At 34.1% G+C, this 19,063-nt stretch carries 19 protein-coding genes; 17 read left to right on the top strand and 2 right to left on the bottom strand.

The genetic code is table 11. From position 1 onward, the window contains the following. Window positions 1–28 precede the first annotated feature (28 nt). Together C1A40_RS06805 and C1A40_RS06810 are read left to right on the top strand one after the other, a co-directional pair. On the top strand, window positions 29–1,618 hold the full coding sequence (locus C1A40_RS06805; RefSeq protein ID WP_102995242.1) for a lytic transglycosylase domain-containing protein: 1,590 nt from the start codon (window positions 29–31) through the stop codon (window positions 1,616–1,618). 23 nt (window positions 1,619–1,641) lie between these two features. Then, window positions 1,642–2,622: a DUF4837 family protein gene (locus C1A40_RS06810; RefSeq protein ID WP_102995243.1), complete on the top strand. Its 981-nt coding sequence runs from the start codon at window positions 1,642–1,644 to the stop codon at window positions 2,620–2,622. A 106-nt stretch (window positions 2,623–2,728) separates the two neighbouring features. On the opposite strand, the gene tatA is transcribed toward C1A40_RS06810, so the two are convergent. Next, a complete protein-coding gene (gene tatA, locus C1A40_RS06815) occupies window positions 2,729–2,917 on the bottom strand; it encodes a twin-arginine translocase TatA/TatE family subunit (protein WP_067146628.1) in 189 nt (62 codons plus the stop codon). Window positions 2,918–3,054: 137 nt separating this feature from the next. Here tatA and C1A40_RS06820 point away from each other — a divergent pair, with 137 nt between their 5' ends. The 12 genes from C1A40_RS06820 (at window position 3,055) to C1A40_RS06875 (ending at window position 14,997) form a co-directional block, all read left to right on the top strand. Next, window positions 3,055–3,924, top strand: coding sequence for a M23 family metallopeptidase (locus tag C1A40_RS06820; protein ID WP_102995244.1), 870 nt, complete (start codon window positions 3,055–3,057; stop codon window positions 3,922–3,924). Further along, window positions 3,925–5,412, top strand: a complete 1,488-nt coding sequence (locus C1A40_RS06825) for a GH3 auxin-responsive promoter family protein (RefSeq protein WP_102995245.1) — start codon at window positions 3,925–3,927, stop codon at window positions 5,410–5,412. It abuts the gene before it with no gap. Window positions 5,413–5,457: 45 nt separating this feature from the next. Continuing rightward, window positions 5,458–7,146, top strand: coding sequence for a DUF6909 family protein (locus C1A40_RS06830; RefSeq protein ID WP_102995246.1), 1,689 nt, complete (start codon window positions 5,458–5,460; stop codon window positions 7,144–7,146). A 9-nt stretch (window positions 7,147–7,155) separates the two neighbouring features. Beyond that, the gene (locus C1A40_RS06835; protein WP_102995247.1) at window positions 7,156–8,223 is read left to right on the top strand and encodes a hypothetical protein; all 1,068 of its coding nucleotides are present in this window, start codon (window positions 7,156–7,158) and stop codon (window positions 8,221–8,223) included. 189 nt (window positions 8,224–8,412) lie between these two features. Then, a complete protein-coding gene (rfbB, locus tag C1A40_RS06840) occupies window positions 8,413–9,456 on the top strand; it encodes a dTDP-glucose 4,6-dehydratase (protein ID WP_102995248.1) in 1,044 nt (347 codons plus the stop codon). A gap of 121 nt (window positions 9,457–9,577) precedes the next feature. Beyond that, window positions 9,578–10,444: a glucose-1-phosphate thymidylyltransferase RfbA gene (rfbA, locus tag C1A40_RS06845; protein ID WP_102995249.1), complete on the top strand. Its 867-nt coding sequence runs from the start codon at window positions 9,578–9,580 to the stop codon at window positions 10,442–10,444. An 81-nt stretch (window positions 10,445–10,525) separates the two neighbouring features. Further along, window positions 10,526–11,071: a dTDP-4-dehydrorhamnose 3,5-epimerase gene (gene rfbC / locus C1A40_RS06850; protein WP_102995250.1), complete on the top strand. Its 546-nt coding sequence runs from the start codon at window positions 10,526–10,528 to the stop codon at window positions 11,069–11,071. Next, window positions 11,071–11,916 (top strand): dTDP-4-dehydrorhamnose reductase, encoded by an 846-nt coding sequence (rfbD, locus tag C1A40_RS06855; protein ID WP_102995251.1) that lies wholly within the window; start codon window positions 11,071–11,073, stop codon window positions 11,914–11,916. The genes rfbC and rfbD overlap by 1 nt, the downstream gene beginning before the upstream one ends. A gap of 130 nt (window positions 11,917–12,046) precedes the next feature. Next, window positions 12,047–13,066: a UDP-N-acetylglucosamine 4,6-dehydratase (inverting) gene (pseB, locus tag C1A40_RS06860; RefSeq protein ID WP_102995252.1), complete on the top strand. Its 1,020-nt coding sequence runs from the start codon at window positions 12,047–12,049 to the stop codon at window positions 13,064–13,066. Beyond that, the gene (gene pseC / locus C1A40_RS06865) at window positions 13,066–14,214 is read left to right on the top strand and encodes a UDP-4-amino-4,6-dideoxy-N-acetyl-beta-L-altrosamine transaminase (protein ID WP_102995253.1); all 1,149 of its coding nucleotides are present in this window, start codon (window positions 13,066–13,068) and stop codon (window positions 14,212–14,214) included. The genes pseB and pseC overlap by 1 nt, the downstream gene beginning before the upstream one ends. Then, the gene (locus C1A40_RS06870) at window positions 14,211–14,735 is read left to right on the top strand and encodes a GNAT family N-acetyltransferase (protein ID WP_102995254.1); all 525 of its coding nucleotides are present in this window, start codon (window positions 14,211–14,213) and stop codon (window positions 14,733–14,735) included. The genes pseC and C1A40_RS06870 overlap by 4 nt, the downstream gene beginning before the upstream one ends. Beyond that, a complete protein-coding gene (locus C1A40_RS06875; RefSeq protein WP_102995255.1) occupies window positions 14,728–14,997 on the top strand; it encodes an aldo/keto reductase in 270 nt (89 codons plus the stop codon). Before C1A40_RS06870 ends, C1A40_RS06875 begins: the two co-directional genes overlap by 8 nt. A gap of 22 nt (window positions 14,998–15,019) precedes the next feature. Here the strand turns inward: C1A40_RS06875 and C1A40_RS06880 are convergent, their stop codons facing one another. Beyond that, a complete protein-coding gene (locus C1A40_RS06880; protein WP_102995256.1) occupies window positions 15,020–16,189 on the bottom strand; it encodes an IS4 family transposase in 1,170 nt (389 codons plus the stop codon). A 100-nt stretch (window positions 16,190–16,289) separates the two neighbouring features. Between C1A40_RS06880 and C1A40_RS06885 the strand changes: the two genes are divergently transcribed. From C1A40_RS06885 to C1A40_RS18285, 3 genes are read left to right on the top strand one after another with little or no spacing between them, the layout of a single operon-like run. Then, a complete protein-coding gene (locus C1A40_RS06885; protein ID WP_277871394.1) occupies window positions 16,290–16,949 on the top strand; it encodes an aldo/keto reductase in 660 nt (219 codons plus the stop codon). A 1-nt stretch (window position 16,950) separates the two neighbouring features. Continuing rightward, window positions 16,951–17,718 carry a cytidylyltransferase domain-containing protein gene (locus C1A40_RS18280; RefSeq protein ID WP_199287747.1) on the top strand — a complete coding sequence of 256 codons (768 nt, stop codon included), beginning with the start codon at window positions 16,951–16,953 and terminating at the stop codon, window positions 17,716–17,718. Window positions 17,719–17,747: 29 nt separating this feature from the next. Continuing rightward, window positions 17,748–19,061: an aminotransferase class III-fold pyridoxal phosphate-dependent enzyme gene (locus C1A40_RS18285; protein WP_199287748.1), complete on the top strand. Its 1,314-nt coding sequence runs from the start codon at window positions 17,748–17,750 to the stop codon at window positions 19,059–19,061. The last annotated feature ends 2 nt before the right edge of the window (window positions 19,062–19,063 follow it).

Here is a 19,063-nt window from a genome sequence, read left to right on the forward strand (position 1 = left end):
TCGTTCAATAAGTATTGATATAGATTATATGGCATTTCGTTTTTTTACACTTTTAGTTTTTCTAAATATAGGCACAGGTTTTTCTCAAGTGCCAGATTCAATTTCTCTTCAAAATCATATTATAAAAGACAGCTCTAAAGTTAGGAGTACTGTTGTTAAAGACACTTTATTGGATAGCAGGCAGGCCGTTGCAAAAAGGGTTGCTGTAGATAGTTTTTCTATAAAAAACTTAAAAGATCACGAATTGGCCGCACAATTTGATGCGAAATGGCATGATGAGTTGTTTAATAATAATCTGTACGACACGATTTCTAAATCGATTGCAGAGCTCGATTATGAGCCTGTAATTTATACAGAATTGCCTACCGATACACTTAAAGCTCGTTTAAAGGCGCTTAATGCAAGAACACCTTTTAATGTAGAATATAACCCAGCTTTAGAAAGTGTAATTAAATCTTATTTAAAAAACAGGCCCAAAACATTACAAAGACTTATCAATTTAAGTGCTTTTTATTTTCCAATGTTTGAGGCTGAGTTAGACAAACACGATATCCCATTAGAGATAAAATATTTAGCCGTTGTAGAATCGGCATTAAAACCTAGGGCGAAATCTAGAGTAGGAGCAACAGGATTATGGCAATTTATGTTTACTACAGGTAAAATGTATGGCTTAAATGTAAGTAGTTATGTTGATGAGCGTAGCGACCCCATTATGTCTACCGAGGCAGCAGCCAAATATTTGTCTAAACTTTATAAGATATTTGGTGATTGGGATCTGGCTTTAGCGGCCTATAATTCGGGGCCTGGTAATGTTACCAAAGCTATACGTCGTTCGGGAGGGTATCAAAATTATTGGAATATTCGTCATAATTTACCAAGAGAAACTGCTGGATACTTGCCGGCCTTTTTAGCGAATATGTATATTTTTGAATATGCTCAAGAACATGGGTTTAAACAGGTCAAGCCCGAAATTGCTTATTTTCAAACCGATACCGTAAAAGTGAAGCATATGATTACACTCGATCAGGTTTCTGAAGTTACAGGAACATCTATTGAAGAGCTTCAGTTTTTAAACCCATCTTATAAATTAGATATTATTCCGTATTTAAAAGAAGAAGATTATGTATTGCGTTTACCACTTGATGTGATAGGTGATTTTGTAAATAATGAAGATGAGATATATGCTTATGCAAAAGCTGAATTTAATAAACGCGAAAAGCCACTGCCTCAATTTTCAAAGGCCAGTGATAAAATTACTTATCGTGTAAAATCTGGCGATTATCTTGGTAAAATTTCTAGAAAATATGGTGTTCGAATAAGTGACTTAAAGCGCTGGAACGGTTTAAGAAGTAACAATATTGATATCGGACAACGTTTAACCATATATCCTAAAAGACCACATACGAGCACCAAGAGTGCTACAGCAAGTACAAATAAAGCCGCTACAACAAAGCGTTTATCTGGTCCAGTATCAACCTATACTGTAAAACAAGGAGACTCGCTTTGGAGTATTTCTCAAAAATTTTCAGGAGTTTCTGTGCAAAATATTATAGATTGGAACGGTATTAGTGGGACTAAATTAAAACCTGGGATGAAATTAAAAATTTCAAAAGGATAATTTAAAAAAAAGATACTTGTATTATGAGAAACATGATGTGTTCAGTAATCGTTCTATTGTTACTTAGTTCTTGTGGGAAAACTGAAAAAAAGGCTGATGATGAATTTCTTCCTGATGCTTCAGGAGCCATTAATAACGTATCGGTAGTTACCGAAAATGATTATTGGGATGGTCGCGTGGGTGATGCCATTCGATCGGTATTAACAAAACCTATTTATGGCCTACCACAAGACGAACCTATGTTTAGTATTAGCCAGATTCCACCATCTGTTTTTTCCGGTTTTGCCACAAAAAACAGAACGGTTTTAATCATTAAACCTAATAAGGAGCAAGGTTTTGAGGTTTTAAGCAATGTATACGCTAAGCCACAAAAAGTGATTGTTGTTTCTGGAACGACTAGAGAGGAAATTATAGAAGAGCTCACTAAAAATGAATCTCAAATTATAAACACTTTTAGACAAGAAGAATTAGCCGAGCGTCAACGTCAAATGAAAAAATCGCCACATACTTTTAAGTCTATAAAGGAAAAGTTAGGCTTAAGTATACAATTTGCTTCAATTTATAGAAAGGCTACCGAAACCGATAACTTTTTCTGGTTTAGAAAAGATATTACCACAGGAACAAATAATTTAATGATTTATGAGTTGCCTTTTGATGCCATTAAAAGGAACGATAGTGTGGTAAAACAAATTATTAAAATTAGAGATTCCATTGGAAAAGCATACATTCAAGGGCCTTTAGAAGGGTCTTATATGGTTACAGAAGACGCCTATGCTCCATTTATAGTAGAGACGCCTATAAATAACAAACCAGCATTAGAAACTCGAGGTATTTGGGATGTTAAAAATGCTTTTATGGGCGGACCGTTTATCAATTATGCTATTGAAGACAGCAAAAACAACCGTTGGGTGGTTATTGAAGGTTTTTCTTTTGCGCCTTCAGTTGAGAAAAGAAACTACATGTTAGAATTGGAATCAATTATCCGTTCGGTTAAAATTGAATAAATGATAAGGGCTTTTTTAATGAAATTTCATTGATGAAAACCCCTTAATACAAAAAGACCAGTACATGTGTTGTACTGGTCTTTTTGTGTTTTTTTGAAGAGTTTTTTTAGTCTTTTTTCTCGATTTTAGGGTCTTCTTCTTCTTCTTTGCTAGCATCTTTAAATTCTTTGATGCCACTACCTAAACCACGCATCAATTCAGGAATTTTTTTACCTCCAAATAAAAGTAAAACAACCACCACAATTAAGGCTATTTGCCAAGGTCCGATGGCTAATGGTAACATATGTAAGTTCATAGCTTGTAAATTTAAAAAACAAAGTTAATAATTAATGTTTAATAATATCGTTTTAAGGATAACTTTAGCATTTATATGTCTTTTCTTGGACTGTAACAACCGTACTATCTCATAAATTCTATTTATTTTTGCTGCGCATGGCTGAAACAAAAAAGAAACAAAAAAGAAGAATAAGAAAACTACTGGATAAATACCGGTTAGTGATTCTTAATGAAAATACTTTTGAAGAGCGTTTGTCTTTCAAATTGACGCGTTTAAACGTATTTGTTATGGGGTCACTTGTTGCGGTGTTTTTTATTTCGGTAACCTATCTTATTATCGCACTAACGCCATTGCGCGAATATATTCCAGGGTATTCTTCTACAGCATTGAAAAAGAAAGCCACCGAACTTAGTTATAAAACCGATTCTTTACAACAGGTCATTCTTATGAATGATCGCTACTATAGTTCTATAAAAAAAGTATTAACAGGCGATGTGAGTCAGGTCGATTTTAATAGAGACTCTATAATTAATGCTGTTAAAATTGAAGCTAGTGAGGTGGATTTAAATCCGATTGCCGAGGATTCTATTTTGCGTCAGAAAGTAGATAAAGAAGATAAATACAATTTGTTCGAATCGGCAACATCGTCAACCAACTTTGTATTGTTTCCGCCTGTTAGTGGAGCGATAAGTGCATCGTATAATACAAAAGACAAGCATTATGCTGTAGATATTACTGTGGCGAAGGATACACCAATAAAAGCCACTGCCGATGGCGTTGTTATTTTTTCAGAATGGACGGCTAGTACAGGTTATGTGTTGATTTTAGAACATAGTCACGACTTAATATCTATTTATAAACATTGTTCGGCTTTAACTAAAGTGCAGGGCGATTTAGTAAAAGCAGGTGAAGTTATCGCTACCGCAGGAAATACTGGAGAATTATCAACAGGACCACATTTGCATTTTGAACTTTGGAACGATGGATACCCCATTAATCCCACAAACTTTATCGATTTTAAATAAATGATGTCAATAAAATCTGCTTTAGCAAAACCCTTTGCAAAAATTATATACAATAAAGTTCAAAAATGGGCTAACAACCCTGTGAAAACACAAGAAATGGTGTTTCAGGATCTTATCGCCAAGGCTACAAGTACCGCTTTTGGTCGCGATCATGATTTTATTAGTATTAACAGTCATGCCGATTTTGTAAAACGTGTCCCTATTAGGGATTATGAGGCATTAAAGTTCTATGTAGACCGCGTGGTGGCAGGAGAATCGGATGTGCTTTGGAAAGGCAAACCACTGTATTTTGCCAAAACCTCTGGAACAACTTCAGGGGCTAAATACATTCCGTTAACCAAGGAAAGTATGCCCAATCATGTAGAAGCAGCAAGAAATGCTATTTTGATGTATATTCATGAAACAGGGAAAACCAAGTTTGTAGATGGTAAAATGATTTTTTTACAAGGAAGCCCTGAACTTAAAGAACAAAATGGAGTGAAATTAGGACGGTTGTCGGGCATTGTAGCGCATTATGTTCCTAAATATCTTCAAAAAAACCGTTTGCCGTCGTGGGAAACGAATTGTATTGATGATTGGGAAACTAAAGTCGATGTTATCGTAGATGAGACGCTTCATGAAAATATGACGATTATTTCAGGCATACCATCATGGGTTCAAATGTATTTTGAAAAACTTCAGCAAAAAACAGGAAAACAAATAGGGGATATTTTTAAAAATTTCAACCTTTTTATTTTCGGAGGAGTTAACTATGAGCCTTATCGAGCAAAGTTTGAAAATCTTATAGGGCGCAAAGTAGATAGCATAGAATTATATCCAGCCAGTGAAGGTTTTTTTGCTTACCAAGACAAGCAGCATGAAAAGGGCATGTTACTCTTACTAAATTCTGGGATTTTTTACGAATTTATAAAAGCCGATGAGTTTTTTAATGAAAATCCAAAGCGTCTCACTATTAAAGACGTAGAAATAGGCGTTAATTATGTAATGATTATTTCGACTAACGCCGGTTTGTGGGGGTATAATATTGGTGATACCATTCAGTTTACCTCAACAAAACCGTATCGTGTTATTGTTTCAGGGCGTATTAAGCATTTTATTTCAGCTTTTGGCGAGCATGTTATTGGTAAAGAAGTAGAACAGGCCATGCAAGAAGCCACTGCTGGTACCGATGTTCGGGTTTCCGAGTTTACCGTAGCTCCCGAAATTACACCAGAAACAGGATTGCCTTACCATGAATGGTTTGTTGAGTTTGAAAATGAACCTGAAGATCTTTCCGCTTTAGCGAAAAAAATAGATGAATCTCTGCAAAAACAAAATACGTATTACTTTGACTTGATTGAGGGCAAAGTGTTACAACCATTAAAAATCACAAAAGTTAAGAAGGGCGGTTTTCAAGCCTATATGAAGTCGCAAGGAAAATTGGGTGGTCAAAATAAAATTCCAAGGTTGTCAAACGATAGAAAAATTGTTCAAGGTTTTCAAGATTAAGATTCAAGCAATAATGTTATCTTTGACGCGCATTTAACCGATTTTATGGCAGGAAAAAAACTTCATACAAGAACAAGGGCGCAAGAGAGTTCTAATGCGATTGAGCGCATGTATATTACGATGCGTCACCTGTTTAATCGTGGGTTTTATAAGCCTATGGGAATTTCTGGAGAGACCTTAAGGGAGGCTTTGTTGCTTTTAAGACCCGAGATTTATGGGTCGGTTGGTGACGAAAAGGCCGAACTGGAAGGTCTGTTATATGTTATTGATCGCCTACCTCAAGGCATTGAAGAGTGTACCTTTATAAATCTAACTAGTGATGAAGGTTATTCAAATTCACATTTTGAATCCATAGTTCCTAAAAAGCGTCGTCGTAATTGTTACCGCATTGACGATGAGCAGATCAACATTGAGATTACTAGAGGTCGATCGGAAATCTACGATATATTAACCCATCTTACATTTATATTTATTGAATCTCATAAAATTGGTCGACGTGTTTTAATTGATGAAGACGGTGCTACTACAAGGGATTGGGTGAAACTAGAAACAGCAGTGCTTTCTAAAAAGAAGCTGTCTCGGGAGCAGCGCGAAGTAGCGATTACGCATGCTGCGAATATTTTAGGGCGTACTTTTAATGAAATAAACACGATTTATAGCGCTTATGCGATGCCATCTCAGCCCGAACGCTTTTTGCATATTGTATATTGGTTGGGAAAATTAGCTATTGAGGAGCTTACCAATCACGATAAAAGAACCATAACCTTTAGTCCGGTTTTAAGAGAACGTATTGGTCATCATATTCATGGCGAAATATGGGCTGATACCATAAAAGAAACGCTTTTTAAAGTAGGTTTGTTAAACCGTCCTATTCATATTATTAGCGCTAATATGCATAGCGTGATGAATTCGTTTTTTGCTAAAGAAGCTTTAAAATTACAGAATTCTAAAAAAGATATTTTCGAAGTATACGAATCTTTAAGTCAGCCAGAAAACGAAACTTCAAGACATAAAATTTCCAAAGAAGCTTTGCAAAATGGCATGATTTATATCAAGGATACCTCGGGGGCTAATATTGATGTTCAGCTTTTTGATACGGCTAAATTTGATGCTTCAAAGTTAGGTGTTAAAGCTTCTGAATCCATTTTAAAAGATGAGCAACCTATTATTCTTGTTATGGATTATGCCTTCGGTGAGCAAGCCTATGAAACTATAGATGAGTTACTCAAGCCGTATAAAGCAAAAGAATCTGAAATTCATTTAAATGTAGATTCTGTATCTATTATGGGTAAAGCTGGAATTTTAGAAGGAGGTAAAGGGGATATCATGATTCCGTCTGCACACATTTTTGAAGGTACTGCCGATAATTACCCGTTTAAAAATGAACTTAAAAAGGAAGATTTAGCAGGGCAAGGTATTTCGGTTTACGAAGGTTCTATGATTACAGTATTAGGTACATCACTTCAAAATAAGGATATTTTAAAATTCTTTTTTAATTCTACCTGGCGTGTTATAGGACTAGAAATGGAAGGGGCACATTATCAAAAAGCAATACAGGCGGCGTCAAAAGTTAGAGGAAATATTGCCGAAAATGTAAAAGTAAGATATGCTTATTACGCTAGTGATAATCCCTTAGAAACAGGGGCAACTTTAGCTTCTGGAGGTTTAGGAGCTTCTGGAGTGAAACCAACATATTTAATAACAAAAACCATATTAGAACAAATACTTAATTAAAAAATTATTATGAGTAACGAAGAGCAGAAGCCACAGCAATCTGAAGAGGTTGATTTAGGGCAATTATTTAAGGTTATCGGGAAAGGTTTCGAACGATTTTTTAAGTTTATTGCAAGTATTTTTATAGGCATATATAAGTTGGTTATAGCATTACTGGCGCATTTTTATATATGTAAAATTTGGTACGCTTTAGCTATAATTATTGGGTTTTGTATTGGTTACTATCTAGATTCTAAAACAGTTAAATCTTATGGTGCTAACATGTATGTTGAAACTAATTTTAATTCGGCGCGACAAGTTTATGAAAATGTTAAGCAGCTAGATCAACTCACCTCAGATCAGGATTCTTTGCGTTTAGCATCTATACTGAATATAGAGCCTTCTCAAGCAGCAAAGTTAAAAGGTTTTTTTATTAGTCCTTCAATAGATGAGAACCAGGTTGCCGAAATGTATTCAGGCTTTTATACTAAATTAGATTCTTTATCAAGAACAGAAATGACATACGATCGTTATGTGAAGTCTTTAACGGCTACAAACTATCCGATTCATCAAATAGGGGTAAGGGCAACCGATAAATCCATATTTAAAACGATAGAACCGGGAGTAAAACAAAAACTTATTGATAATCCATATTTGGAAAATTTGGTTTTAGCAAACAAAAGGAATTTAGAAATGGAGGAAGCGGCGTTGCTAAGTCAAATTCAAAAAACAGACTCCTTAGCTAATGAATATTTAAAAATTAGAATAAACGAATCGCGTAAGGAGCCTGTTCAGGGGTCGGGAACCAACCTTTATATGGCAGGAGATAGTGATTCAAATGGTTTGTTAGTGGACGAATCCAAGGTGATTGAAAAACGTTTACATCTGGAAGAGTTAAGACGTGAAGTTAATTTAAGAAAAGCTGAAGAGTTTGGTGTTCTTAATATTATTTCTGGATTCCCTCAAACTGGTTATGATATTAGAAAATGGACCGATAAAAAGAAATTTGTGTACCCTCTAGTTTTATTTGGATTAACATTTGCGTTTTTTGCATTTTTAGGTTTAGGGAAGTTTCTTGAGGCTGAAAGTAAAAAATAAGTTTTTATAATTAATTATAAATGATTTTTAAATCTCAGGTTAATTCATTAATCTGAGGTTTTTTTTATGATTTAGATTAAATTTTGTGTCTTTGTATTCATGTTTTAAATGTCTTTTAGACTTTTATGAAGCTAACACCGTTTGTAAAGGACCTAATTACATCAAAAAATGAATTAGAAATATTAAGTTATGAATATATTAATTACTGGAGGTGCAGGTTTTATTGGTTCTCATGTGGTGAGGCTTTTTGTTAAAAATTATCCTGAATATCACATCTTTAATTTGGATGCTCTTACTTATGCAGGGAACCTTGAGAATTTAAAAGATATAGAGGGAAAATCAAACTACACCTTTGTTAAAGGAGATATCACTGATGAACCTTTTATAAACAACCTTTTTAATTCAAAAGAGTTTGATGCTGTGATTCATTTAGCAGCAGAATCGCATGTCGATCGTTCGATTACCGATCCTTTAGCCTTTGTGAAAACAAACGTTATTGGAACTATGGTGCTTTTAAATGCCTGTAAAGAACTATGGAAATCCAACTTTGAAGACAAACGTTTTTATCATGTAAGTACCGATGAGGTTTATGGAACCTTAGGGGAAACGGGCTTATTTACCGAAAAGACATCCTATGACCCAAATTCGCCGTATTCGGCTTCAAAAGCCAGTTCAGATCATTTTGTTCGGGCTTATGGTGAAACTTATAATTTACCGTATGTGATTTCTAACTGTTCTAATAACTACGGTCAGTTTCAGTTCCCAGAAAAACTCATTCCATTATTTATAAATAACATCATTCAAAATAAAGCGTTGCCTGTTTATGGTGATGGTAACTACACAAGAGATTGGTTGTATGTTAAGGATCATGCTAAAGCTATCGATTTGGTTTTTCACCAAGGGAAAAATGCAGAGACTTATAATGTTGGCGGATTTAATGAATGGAAAAACATCGATTTAGTGAAACTTTTATGTGCACAAATGGATGAAAAATTAGGAAGAAAAGTGGGAACATCAGAAAGGTTAATTACCTACGTTAAAGATAGACCAGGACATGATTTACGTTACGCTATTGATGCTTCTAAAATTAATAAGGAACTAGGTTGGAAACCATCAGTCACTTTTGAAGAAGGTTTAGAAAAAACGATAGACTGGTATTTGTCTAACGAAACTTGGTTAAAAAATGTTACTAGCGGTTCGTATTTAGAATATTACGAAAAACAATATAATTAGGAGTAATTAAGGGAGATGTGTCAGCCTGAGTTTGTCGAAGGGCAATAAAAGGTAAAAGTTAAATATTAGATATTAGAAGTTTAAAAGCCTATATCACCATAACATCACAATAATAAACAAAATGAAAGGAATCATATTAGCAGGCGGCTCGGGAACACGATTACATCCTTTAACTTTATCGGTAAGTAAGCAACTTATGCCAATTTACGATAAGCCCATGATATATTACCCGCTTTCTACTTTAATGTACGCGGGTATTCATGAGGTTTTAATCATATCCACACCTAAAGATCTACCGTTGTTTAAAGATTTATTGGGGGATGGAAAAAAGTATGGTTGTAGTTTCGAGTATGCTGTACAAGAAGAGCCTAATGGTTTAGCCGAAGCTTTTATAATTGGTGCAGATTTTATTGGTAACGACAAAGTGGCTTTAATATTAGGGGATAATATTTTTTATGGGACAGGTTTAGCAAAACTTTTGCAAGCCAATAATAATCCCGAAGGAGGTATTATCTATGCGTATCGAGTTCATGACCCCGAACGTTATGGTGTTGTTGAATTTGACGAAGCGGGACAAGCCATTTCAATAGAGGAAAAGCCTGAACAGCCTAAGTCAAATTATGCTGTACCAGGGATTTATTTTTATGATAATTCGGTTGTAGACATTGCTAAAAATATAAAGCCGAGCCATCGCGGCGAGTTAGAAATCACAGATGTTAATAGAGTTTATCTTGAACAAGGAAAGCTTAGTGTAAGTATTTTAGATCGCGGTACTGCTTGGTTGGATACTGGAACCTTTCAATCGCTTATGCAAGCCTCACAGTTTGTTGAGGTTATCGAAGAACGACAAGGGTTAAAAATAGGCGCAATTGAAGCTGCAGCTTTTGAAATGGGATATATTAACGAAAAACAATTTATAGATTTAGCAGAGCCTTTGCTTAAAAGTGGCTACGGTAAAAACTTATTGGGTCTACTAAAAAAGAAATAAAGCCCTATCAATACAACTATTACAAAGTATTGTTATCGGGTTTGTATAAATTAAAATTAATAGAGAATACGAATACAACGAATGATTGTAAAAGAAACGAAATTAAAAGGCTGTTTTTTAATAGAACCTACCGTTTTTGGAGATGAACGCGGCTATTTTTTAGAAAGTTATAATCAAAAAACCTTCAATCAATTAACAGGGCTTGAGGTTGATTTTATTCAAGATAATGAGTCTTTTTCTACCAGAGGGGTTTTAAGAGGGTTGCATTTTCAGCGAGGTGAGCATGCCCAGGCAAAATTAGTTCGCGTTATTCTAGGAGCGGTTTTAGATGTTGTTGTGGATTTAAGAAAGGGATCTCAAACTTATGGAGCGCATTACACAGTGGTGTTATCATCAGAAAACAAAAAACAACTCTTTGTTCCTAGAGGCTTTGCCCATGGTTTTGTAGTTTTAAGTGAAACGGCCTTATTTGCTTATAAATGTGATAATTTTTATAATAAAGCTTCAGAAGGCGGTATTATTTATAACGATAAGACTTTAAATATTGATTGGCAATTAGAGGCTTCTGAATTTATTATTTCAGAAAAGGATCAAGTCCTTCCTAACTTTGAAAATGTGATTTTATAATGAATATTTTAGTCACCGGCTCTAATGGCCAATTAGCAAGTTGTATCAAAGATTTGGAAGATCGGTATAAAGAGTTAAATTTTATATACACCGATTCGACTTCTTTAGATATCTGTGATTTGGAGCAATTAAAATCATTTTTTCAGGACAATTATTGCCTTGATTACTGTATCAATTGTGCTGCATACACAGCTGTTGATAAAGCAGAAACAGAAATAGAAAAAGCTTTTAAAGTGAATGCTGAAGGTGCGAAAAACTTAGCTCTAGTTTGTCAAGAAAACCAAGTGGTATTATTGCATGTTTCAACCGATTTTGTATTTGATGGCCAAAAAACAACGCCCTATACCGAAGATGATACTCCAAACCCAATTAGTGTATACGGAGCTTCAAAACTGCAAGGTGAAGTTGAAATTCAAAAGTTATTAAAAGAACATTTTATCATTAGAACCTCGTGGTTGTACTCCAAGCATGGTAATAATTTCATGAAAACCATGTTGCGATTGGCCGAAACACGAGATGAAATTTCGGTCGTTTCCGATCAAAAAGGCACCCCAACTTATGCAGGTGATTTGGCCGGTGTTTTACTTGAAATAATTAGCTCAAAAAGTTCTGCATTTGGGTTGTATCATTATAGTAACGAAGGGGAGGTGTCTTGGTATGATTTTGCTAAGGCTATTTTTGAATATTCTAATTTGGATATAAGATTGAATGCCATTCCTACTAAGTCTTATCCAACGCCTGCAAAGCGCCCTGAGTATAGTGCTCTTGAAAAAAGAAAGTTAATAAGGCTGCTAAATCTAGAAGTTCCAAATTGGAAAGATAGCTTGTTAAAGATTCTAATATAATTAGGTGTTTTGAATTAACTAAAAACCTTGATTTGTTAAAATATGGTTGTTGTTAAGTAATAGCTGTTATTAATCTTGTTTGAACACAGAATTGTGTTATTTTTGTGAATTGTTTGTAAAAAATATTTAAATGTTCGATTTAACAGGAAAGTCTATATTAATTACCGGGGGTACTGGATCTTTGGGTAAAGCATTAACAAAACATATTTTAATAAAATACCCAGAAGTAAGAAGGTTGATTATATTTTCAAGGGATGAGCAGAAGCAATTTCAAATGGCTCAAGAATATCCTATAGAAAAATATCCTCAAATAAGGTTTTTTATAGGTGATGTTAGAGATAAGGAAAGATTAGTGCGCGCTTTTAAAAGTGTTAATTATGTAATTCATGCGGCAGCAATGAAACATGTCCCTATTGCAGAATATAATCCGGAAGAATGTATTAAAACTAATATTGGAGGTGCACAAAATATTGTTGATGCTTGTTTAGATACAAAAGTCGAGCGTGTAGTTGCATTATCTACAGATAAAGCTTGTGCACCTATTAATTTATATGGTGCTACAAAATTAACTTCAGATAAATTATTTATTGCTGCAAATAATATCAAAGGAGATAATCCTATCCGTTTTTCAGTAGTACGTTATGGTAATGTTATGGGGTCAAATGGTTCAGTGATTCCTTTCTTTATTAATAAAAAGAAAGAATCCAATACTTTGCCAATTACTGATCCTAATATGACACGATTTAATATTTCACTTCAAGGAGGGGTTGATATGGTTATGCACGCCTTAGAGCATGCATGGGGAGGTGAATTGTTTGTGCCTAAAATTCCATCATATAGGATTTTAGATGTAGCTGAAGCTATTGGTCCAGATTGTGACAAACCTGTTGTAGGGATAAGACCAGGCGAAAAGGTTCATGAAGAGATGATAACACCCTCTGATTCATTTTACACTTATGATTTGGGTAAATATTATACTATAATTCCTGCTACACATTCCTGGAAAATAGATGAGTTTATAAGTACTTTCAATGCTAGAAAAGTACCATTAGGGTTTAGTTATAACTCTGGTGAAAATGAAGAATGGGAAACTATTGAAAGTTTAAGGTCGTTAATTACTGAGCATGTTGATGCTACTTTTGAAGTGTAATGAGGAATAAAGTGATACCATATGGAAGGCAATCTATTAATCAAGATGATATTGATGTAGTTGTTAATACATTAAAAGCTGATTTTTTAACTCAAGGACCAAAAATAAAGGAATTTGAAGATGATTTTGCTAATTATGTAGGTGCTAAATATGCTGTAGCTGTTAGTAATGCAACAGCGGGTTTACATTTAGCTGTTTTAGCATTAGGATTGAAAACAGGTGAGCGCGTTATTACAACGCCAATAACTTTTGCTGCGTCTGCGAATTGTGTAAAATACGTAAACGGTGAAGTATGGTTTGCTGATATAGATCCCAATTCCTACCTCTTAAGTTTAGAAAGCACCAGAAAACTAATTGAAAGTAAACCCAAAGGATTTTTTAAAGGTATTATACCTGTGGATTTTGCCGGACTTCCTGTGGATATGGAAGCTTTTAGAGCTTTAGCTGATAAACACGATTTATGGATTATTGAAGATGCATGCCATGCACCTGGAGGTTATTTTACAGATTCAAAAGGTGAAAAACAAATGTGTGGTAATGGTAATTATGCCGATATAGGCATATTTTCATTTCATCCTGTAAAGCACATAGCTTGCGGTGAAGGTGGAATGATAACCACAAACTCAGAAAGCCTTTATAAAAAACTTGCTTTATTAAGAACGCATGGTATTACTAAAGATGACATGGCAGAAAATCATGGTGGTTGGTATTATGAAATGCAAGAATTGGGATTCAATTACAGATTGACCGATATTCAATCGGCATTAGGTATTTCACAACTGGCCAAAAATAATTCAGGTGTTACCAGAAGAAATGAGATAGCAAATGCCTATAAAGAAGCTTTTAGGGGGAAAATAAAGTTTCAATATGTGCCAGAAGGCGCATACAATGCCCACCATTTATTTATCATAGAGGTTGATGATAGAAAAGGTTTGTACGACTTTTTAAGAACTCAAAATATCTATGCTCAAATCCATTATATTCCCGTACATACTTTACCATATTATAAAACAATAGGCTATGGTGATGCCGATTTAAGTCAATCAGAGCACTATTACTCTAAATGTATAAGTTTGCCTATGTATCCTAGTTTGACAGATGAAGAGGTTGACTTTGTTATACAAAAAGTATTGCTTTTTTCGTCATGAGGGCAGTAGTTTTAGAATCCGAAAGATTAATTTTAAAGCCACTTTCTTTACTTCATTTATCAATGACATATGTTAATTGGATGAATGATATAGATGTTTATAGATATTTAGAAACAGGAGGCAATTATACTATTGATGATTTAGCTAATTACTTAAAGGAGCAGGAGGATAAGGATATTTTATTTTGGGCAATACATTTGAAGCATTCTGATAAACATATTGGAAATATAAAAATAGACCCTATTGATAAAAATAAAAAATCAGGAGAGTATGGTATTATGATGGGAGATAAAACAGAATGGGGCAAAGGTTATGCTTTAGATGCTTCGAAGCTTGTTTTAAACTATTGTCTTACCGAATTAAAGCTATGCCAAATAACCTTGGGAGTTGTTGAGAATAATTTATCGGCCATTAAATTGTATGGAAAATTGGGCTTTAAGCTAGAAAAAGTTGTAAAAAGCAGCGGAGTATATGGGGGTGAATTATGTAACTCTGTTAGAATGGTGAAAAAGAATGAATAGTAAACTTGTTTTAGGAACAGTTCAATTAGGGTTGAACTATGGTATTAACAATCAGATAGGACAGCCCTCATTAGACAAAGCATTTGGTATTTTAAATACAGCTTTTGATAATGGTATACAAATACTAGATACAGCTGAAGGCTATGGGAATTCTCATGAAATTATAGGTGAGTTCTTAAAAAATAATTCAAATAAGTCATTTGAAATCAATCCTGTCCTAAACATTTTTGATCTAATCAAAAGTCAACGATTTTACTGGTAATTAGCCATGTTTTTTATCTTTTTCAAAAAAGAACCCCTTGTGTATAATTTTGTTTGGGGGGAGGCTGCTCGTTAAAAGGGCTATCAATCCATTTTTGCAAATCCACTTTGACAAAAAGGTTAAGTCTTATAAAAGCTACTAAATTGGACAAGTACCAATTATATTTTGCATTTGCTTTTAAGGCTTTTAGGATGAGTATAGTAATAAGAGCCGTCCATATTTGTATCATTACGGCATTTTCAGAAGTTCCTATAAACGATTTAATATGTAGCTGTTGTTTGATGTCTCTAAAGAATATCTCAATATCCCATCTAGCTTTGTAGAGTTGGCTAATTGTGTTTGCTGTCCAAGACATTTGGTTGGTAATAAGTTCTATTTCCTGGTTATTTTTATCGTCCCATACAGCTATTCTACGTAGCTTCTTTGGGTATTTTGTTTTTGATTTAGCCCCTGTTAGCTCAATGATTTCATCTTTTAAAACATGATGATGTCTATTTTCTGGCAATTCTTTTTCTTTAATACTCTTAAATTGGATGTTTTCTTTGTGCCTAATTACAAAAAACACTTGGTTGCTGTCCCAAACGTTAAGTAACGAAAAATCATTATAAAATCGATCTGCGACAATAACCGAACGGCTAATCAAAGGAATATCGTAAGCTCCTTTATTATCTGCTGTTTTACCATCGCTAATATTTACATAGTGCGGTAAATTACCATCATAATCAAGCAAGGTGTGCATTTTTACAGCTCCTTTGTGGGTTTTGTATTTTGCCCAATCAAAGAGACTTAAACATAGACTTATCGTTGTAGAATCTAATAGAAATATCTTGGATTTAATTTTGAATTTAACACGTTTTAAGTGAGGGTGCTGTCCAAAACTTTTTAAAAGAACATAGTAGTAATCTCGATAAAGCGTCCAGTCTCGATGTTTGTTTTGATAGCTTATCGTTGATTTAGAAGGTGCTTTCTGTATGCCTAAATGATTAAGGTTTCCTGTGGCAGAGCGAAGTCCATTACTTATATCTCGGACGGATTGACTTTTTGCAAATTGACAAAACAACATGGAGACTAAATGTGTCCAACTATTAAATCCTTTTTGATGTTTATCTGTTCCCTTGGCTTTTACAAGTTTAGAAAAACTAGAACGGTCTAATTTGGAGATTATCTGAGAGAACAATGTTATATTTGTCATGGAGAAAGGTTATTTTTTGTTGTGCAACTCAAAAATAATATTTTGAGATACAAAATCCCTTTCTCTTTTTAAGCGTTTTGGACGCTATTGATTTGAAATTATTACGAAACTAGCGGCCAATACATTTGTTTCTAAAAATCAGTTTCTAAATCATATTAAAACTAATTGTAAAACATTAAATGTAGACCATCTTTATGGTTATATGTTTCATAACTACCACAGTTTTAAAGAACAAGAAGTGCTTTACCCTGAATTACTTAAAGCTAGGGATAAGAAGATTATAAATAAAGCAGGGATTTCGCTTTATACTAATGAGGAAATTGAAGATATTTTGATAAACTATTCTGATTTTGATTTTATACAAATACCATTTAATCTTTTTGACAATGCATCTAAACGAAAAGAACTTTTAGAGTATGCAAAATCAAAGAATATAGAAGTACATACTCGGTCAGTATTTTTACAAGGCTTATTTTTTATGCAAAGTAAATTATTACCAGAAAAGCTAAAATCATTAAAACCATATCTTGAAAAACTAGATGTGATTAAAGGAAGATATAATTTAACTATTGAGACGTTGGCATTACAGTATGTGCTGCAAAAAGAGTACATTGAACACGTACTTATTGGTGTTGAAACATCGGAACAATTAATGAATAATATTAATATTACTTTAAAGAAGCAAAAGGTACCCCATGATATTATAGACAGCTTCGATATAAGCGAAATAGAGTTATTAAACCCGTCAAATTGGAATTAAAATGAAGGTTGTAGTTGTTACTCAAGCAAGATCAGGTTCTACACGATTGCCAAACAAGGTTTTACTAAAGGTTAAAGAGAAAACACTTTTGCAAATTCATATAGATCGAATAAAGCAAGCCGAAGAAGTAGATTCTATTTTTATTGCTACAACAAATAAAAAGGTTGATGATGTCATTGAAGATCTTGCCAATAACTTGGGAGTAAACTTTTATAGAGGAAGTGAAAATGATGTATTGGATAGGTTTTATCAAACAGTAAAGGATATTAAGCCTGACTTTGTTGTAAGACTTACATCAGATTGCCCGCTTATCGACCCAAAACTTTTAGATGAAGTCATTAGTCAAGCCAAAACTAAAAACTTAGATTATTACGCAAATATTATTGAGGAGCGTTATCCTGATGGGCAAGATATAGAAGTGTTTAAGTTTTGGGCTTTAGAGAAGGCATGGAATGAAGCGAGTTTAATTTCAGACAGAGAACATGTAACGCCATATATTAGGAATAATTCAAGCTATAAAGGAGGTGAAGTGTTTAAATCTGAAAACCATGGTTTAAGAGATAATTACAGCCATGTTCGTTTAACGGTTGATGAATTTCAAGACCTTGAAGTGATTAAACATATTGTAAATGAGCTAGGCTTTGACCAAGATTGGAAAACATACGCAGATTATTATTTAAATAATCCGAAAATTAAAACACTTAATAGTACAATTGTTAGAAACGAAGGTTATCAAAAATCTGTTAATCAAGATAAAAATAACCAGTAACTTTGAATTCAGAATTATTTTTTAAAACCATGAATAAAGGAACAGGACAGCGGCTATATAAAAAAGCAAAAACATTAATTCCAGGAGGAACCATGTTATTATCTAAACGTCCAGAGATGTTTTTACCAGAAAACTGGCCATCCTATTTTTCGAAAGCAAAAGGATGTAAGGTTTGGGATCTTGATGGTAAGGAATATACTGATATGTGTATTATGGGGATTGGTACCAATACACTTGGTTATGGTAATGATGAGGTAGATAATGCTGTTTTACAAACTGTTAAAAATGGCAATATGAGTACGTTAAGCTGTCCGGAAGAGGTTGCTCTAGCCGAGAAATTGGTCGAAATTAACCCTTGGGCAGATATGGTTAGATTTGCCCGAAGTGGTGGCGAAGCTAATTCTATTGCTATAAGAATTGCAAGAGCGGCATCTGGAAAAGATAAAGTGGCTATTTGCGGCTATCATGGGTGGCACGATTGGTACTTGTCTGTAAACCACAATGACGGCGATGATCTTTCTGGGCACCTTTTACCAGGGTTAAACCCACAAGGTGTACCTAAAAACTTAAAGGATACTGTATATCCTTTCCGTTATAATAATTATCAAGAATTGTTGTCTATCATTGATAATAATGATATTGGTGTTATTAAAATGGAAGTAGTTAGAAATTTTGGACCCGAAGATAATTTTTTAAAAAAAGTTAGAGATTTGGCCACCGATCGAAATATCGTATTGATTTTTGATGAATGCACATCTGGTTTTAGGGAAACTTATGGAGGTATATACCAAAAATACGGAGTAGAACCTGATGTTGCCATGTATGGCAAAACAATTGGAAATGGGTATGCTCTAACCGCTGTGGTAGGAAAGAAATCAGTAATGGAAGCGGCTCAAACTTCATTTATAAGCAGTACCTTTTGGACAGAACGTATTGGGCCAACGGCAGCATTAAAAACCCTTGAAGTTATGGAGAATATGAAATCTTGGGAAATTATTACCGAGCAAGGCAAAAAAATGCAAAATCAATGGAAATCACTGGCCAAAACACATAATCTATCCATTTCTGTTGCTGGAATACCAGCATTAAGCACTTATGCTTTTAACAGCGACAGTGCTAATGAATACAAAACATTTGTAACCCAAGAAATGCTTAAAAAAGGCTTTTTGGCAAGTACTAACTTTTACGCTTGTACAGCGCATAAAGACAAGAATATAGAAGAGTATTTCGATGCTTTGGATGGTGTTTATAAAACTATTTCCGAATGTGAAGTAGGAAATAAAAATATCCATGATTTATTAGAGGGTCCCGTATGTCATTCAGGATTCAAGCGATTGAATTAAAA

Source organism: Tamlana carrageenivorans, from assembly GCF_002893765.1.
GTDB lineage: Bacteria > Bacteroidota > Bacteroidia > Flavobacteriales > Flavobacteriaceae > Pseudotamlana > Pseudotamlana carrageenivorans.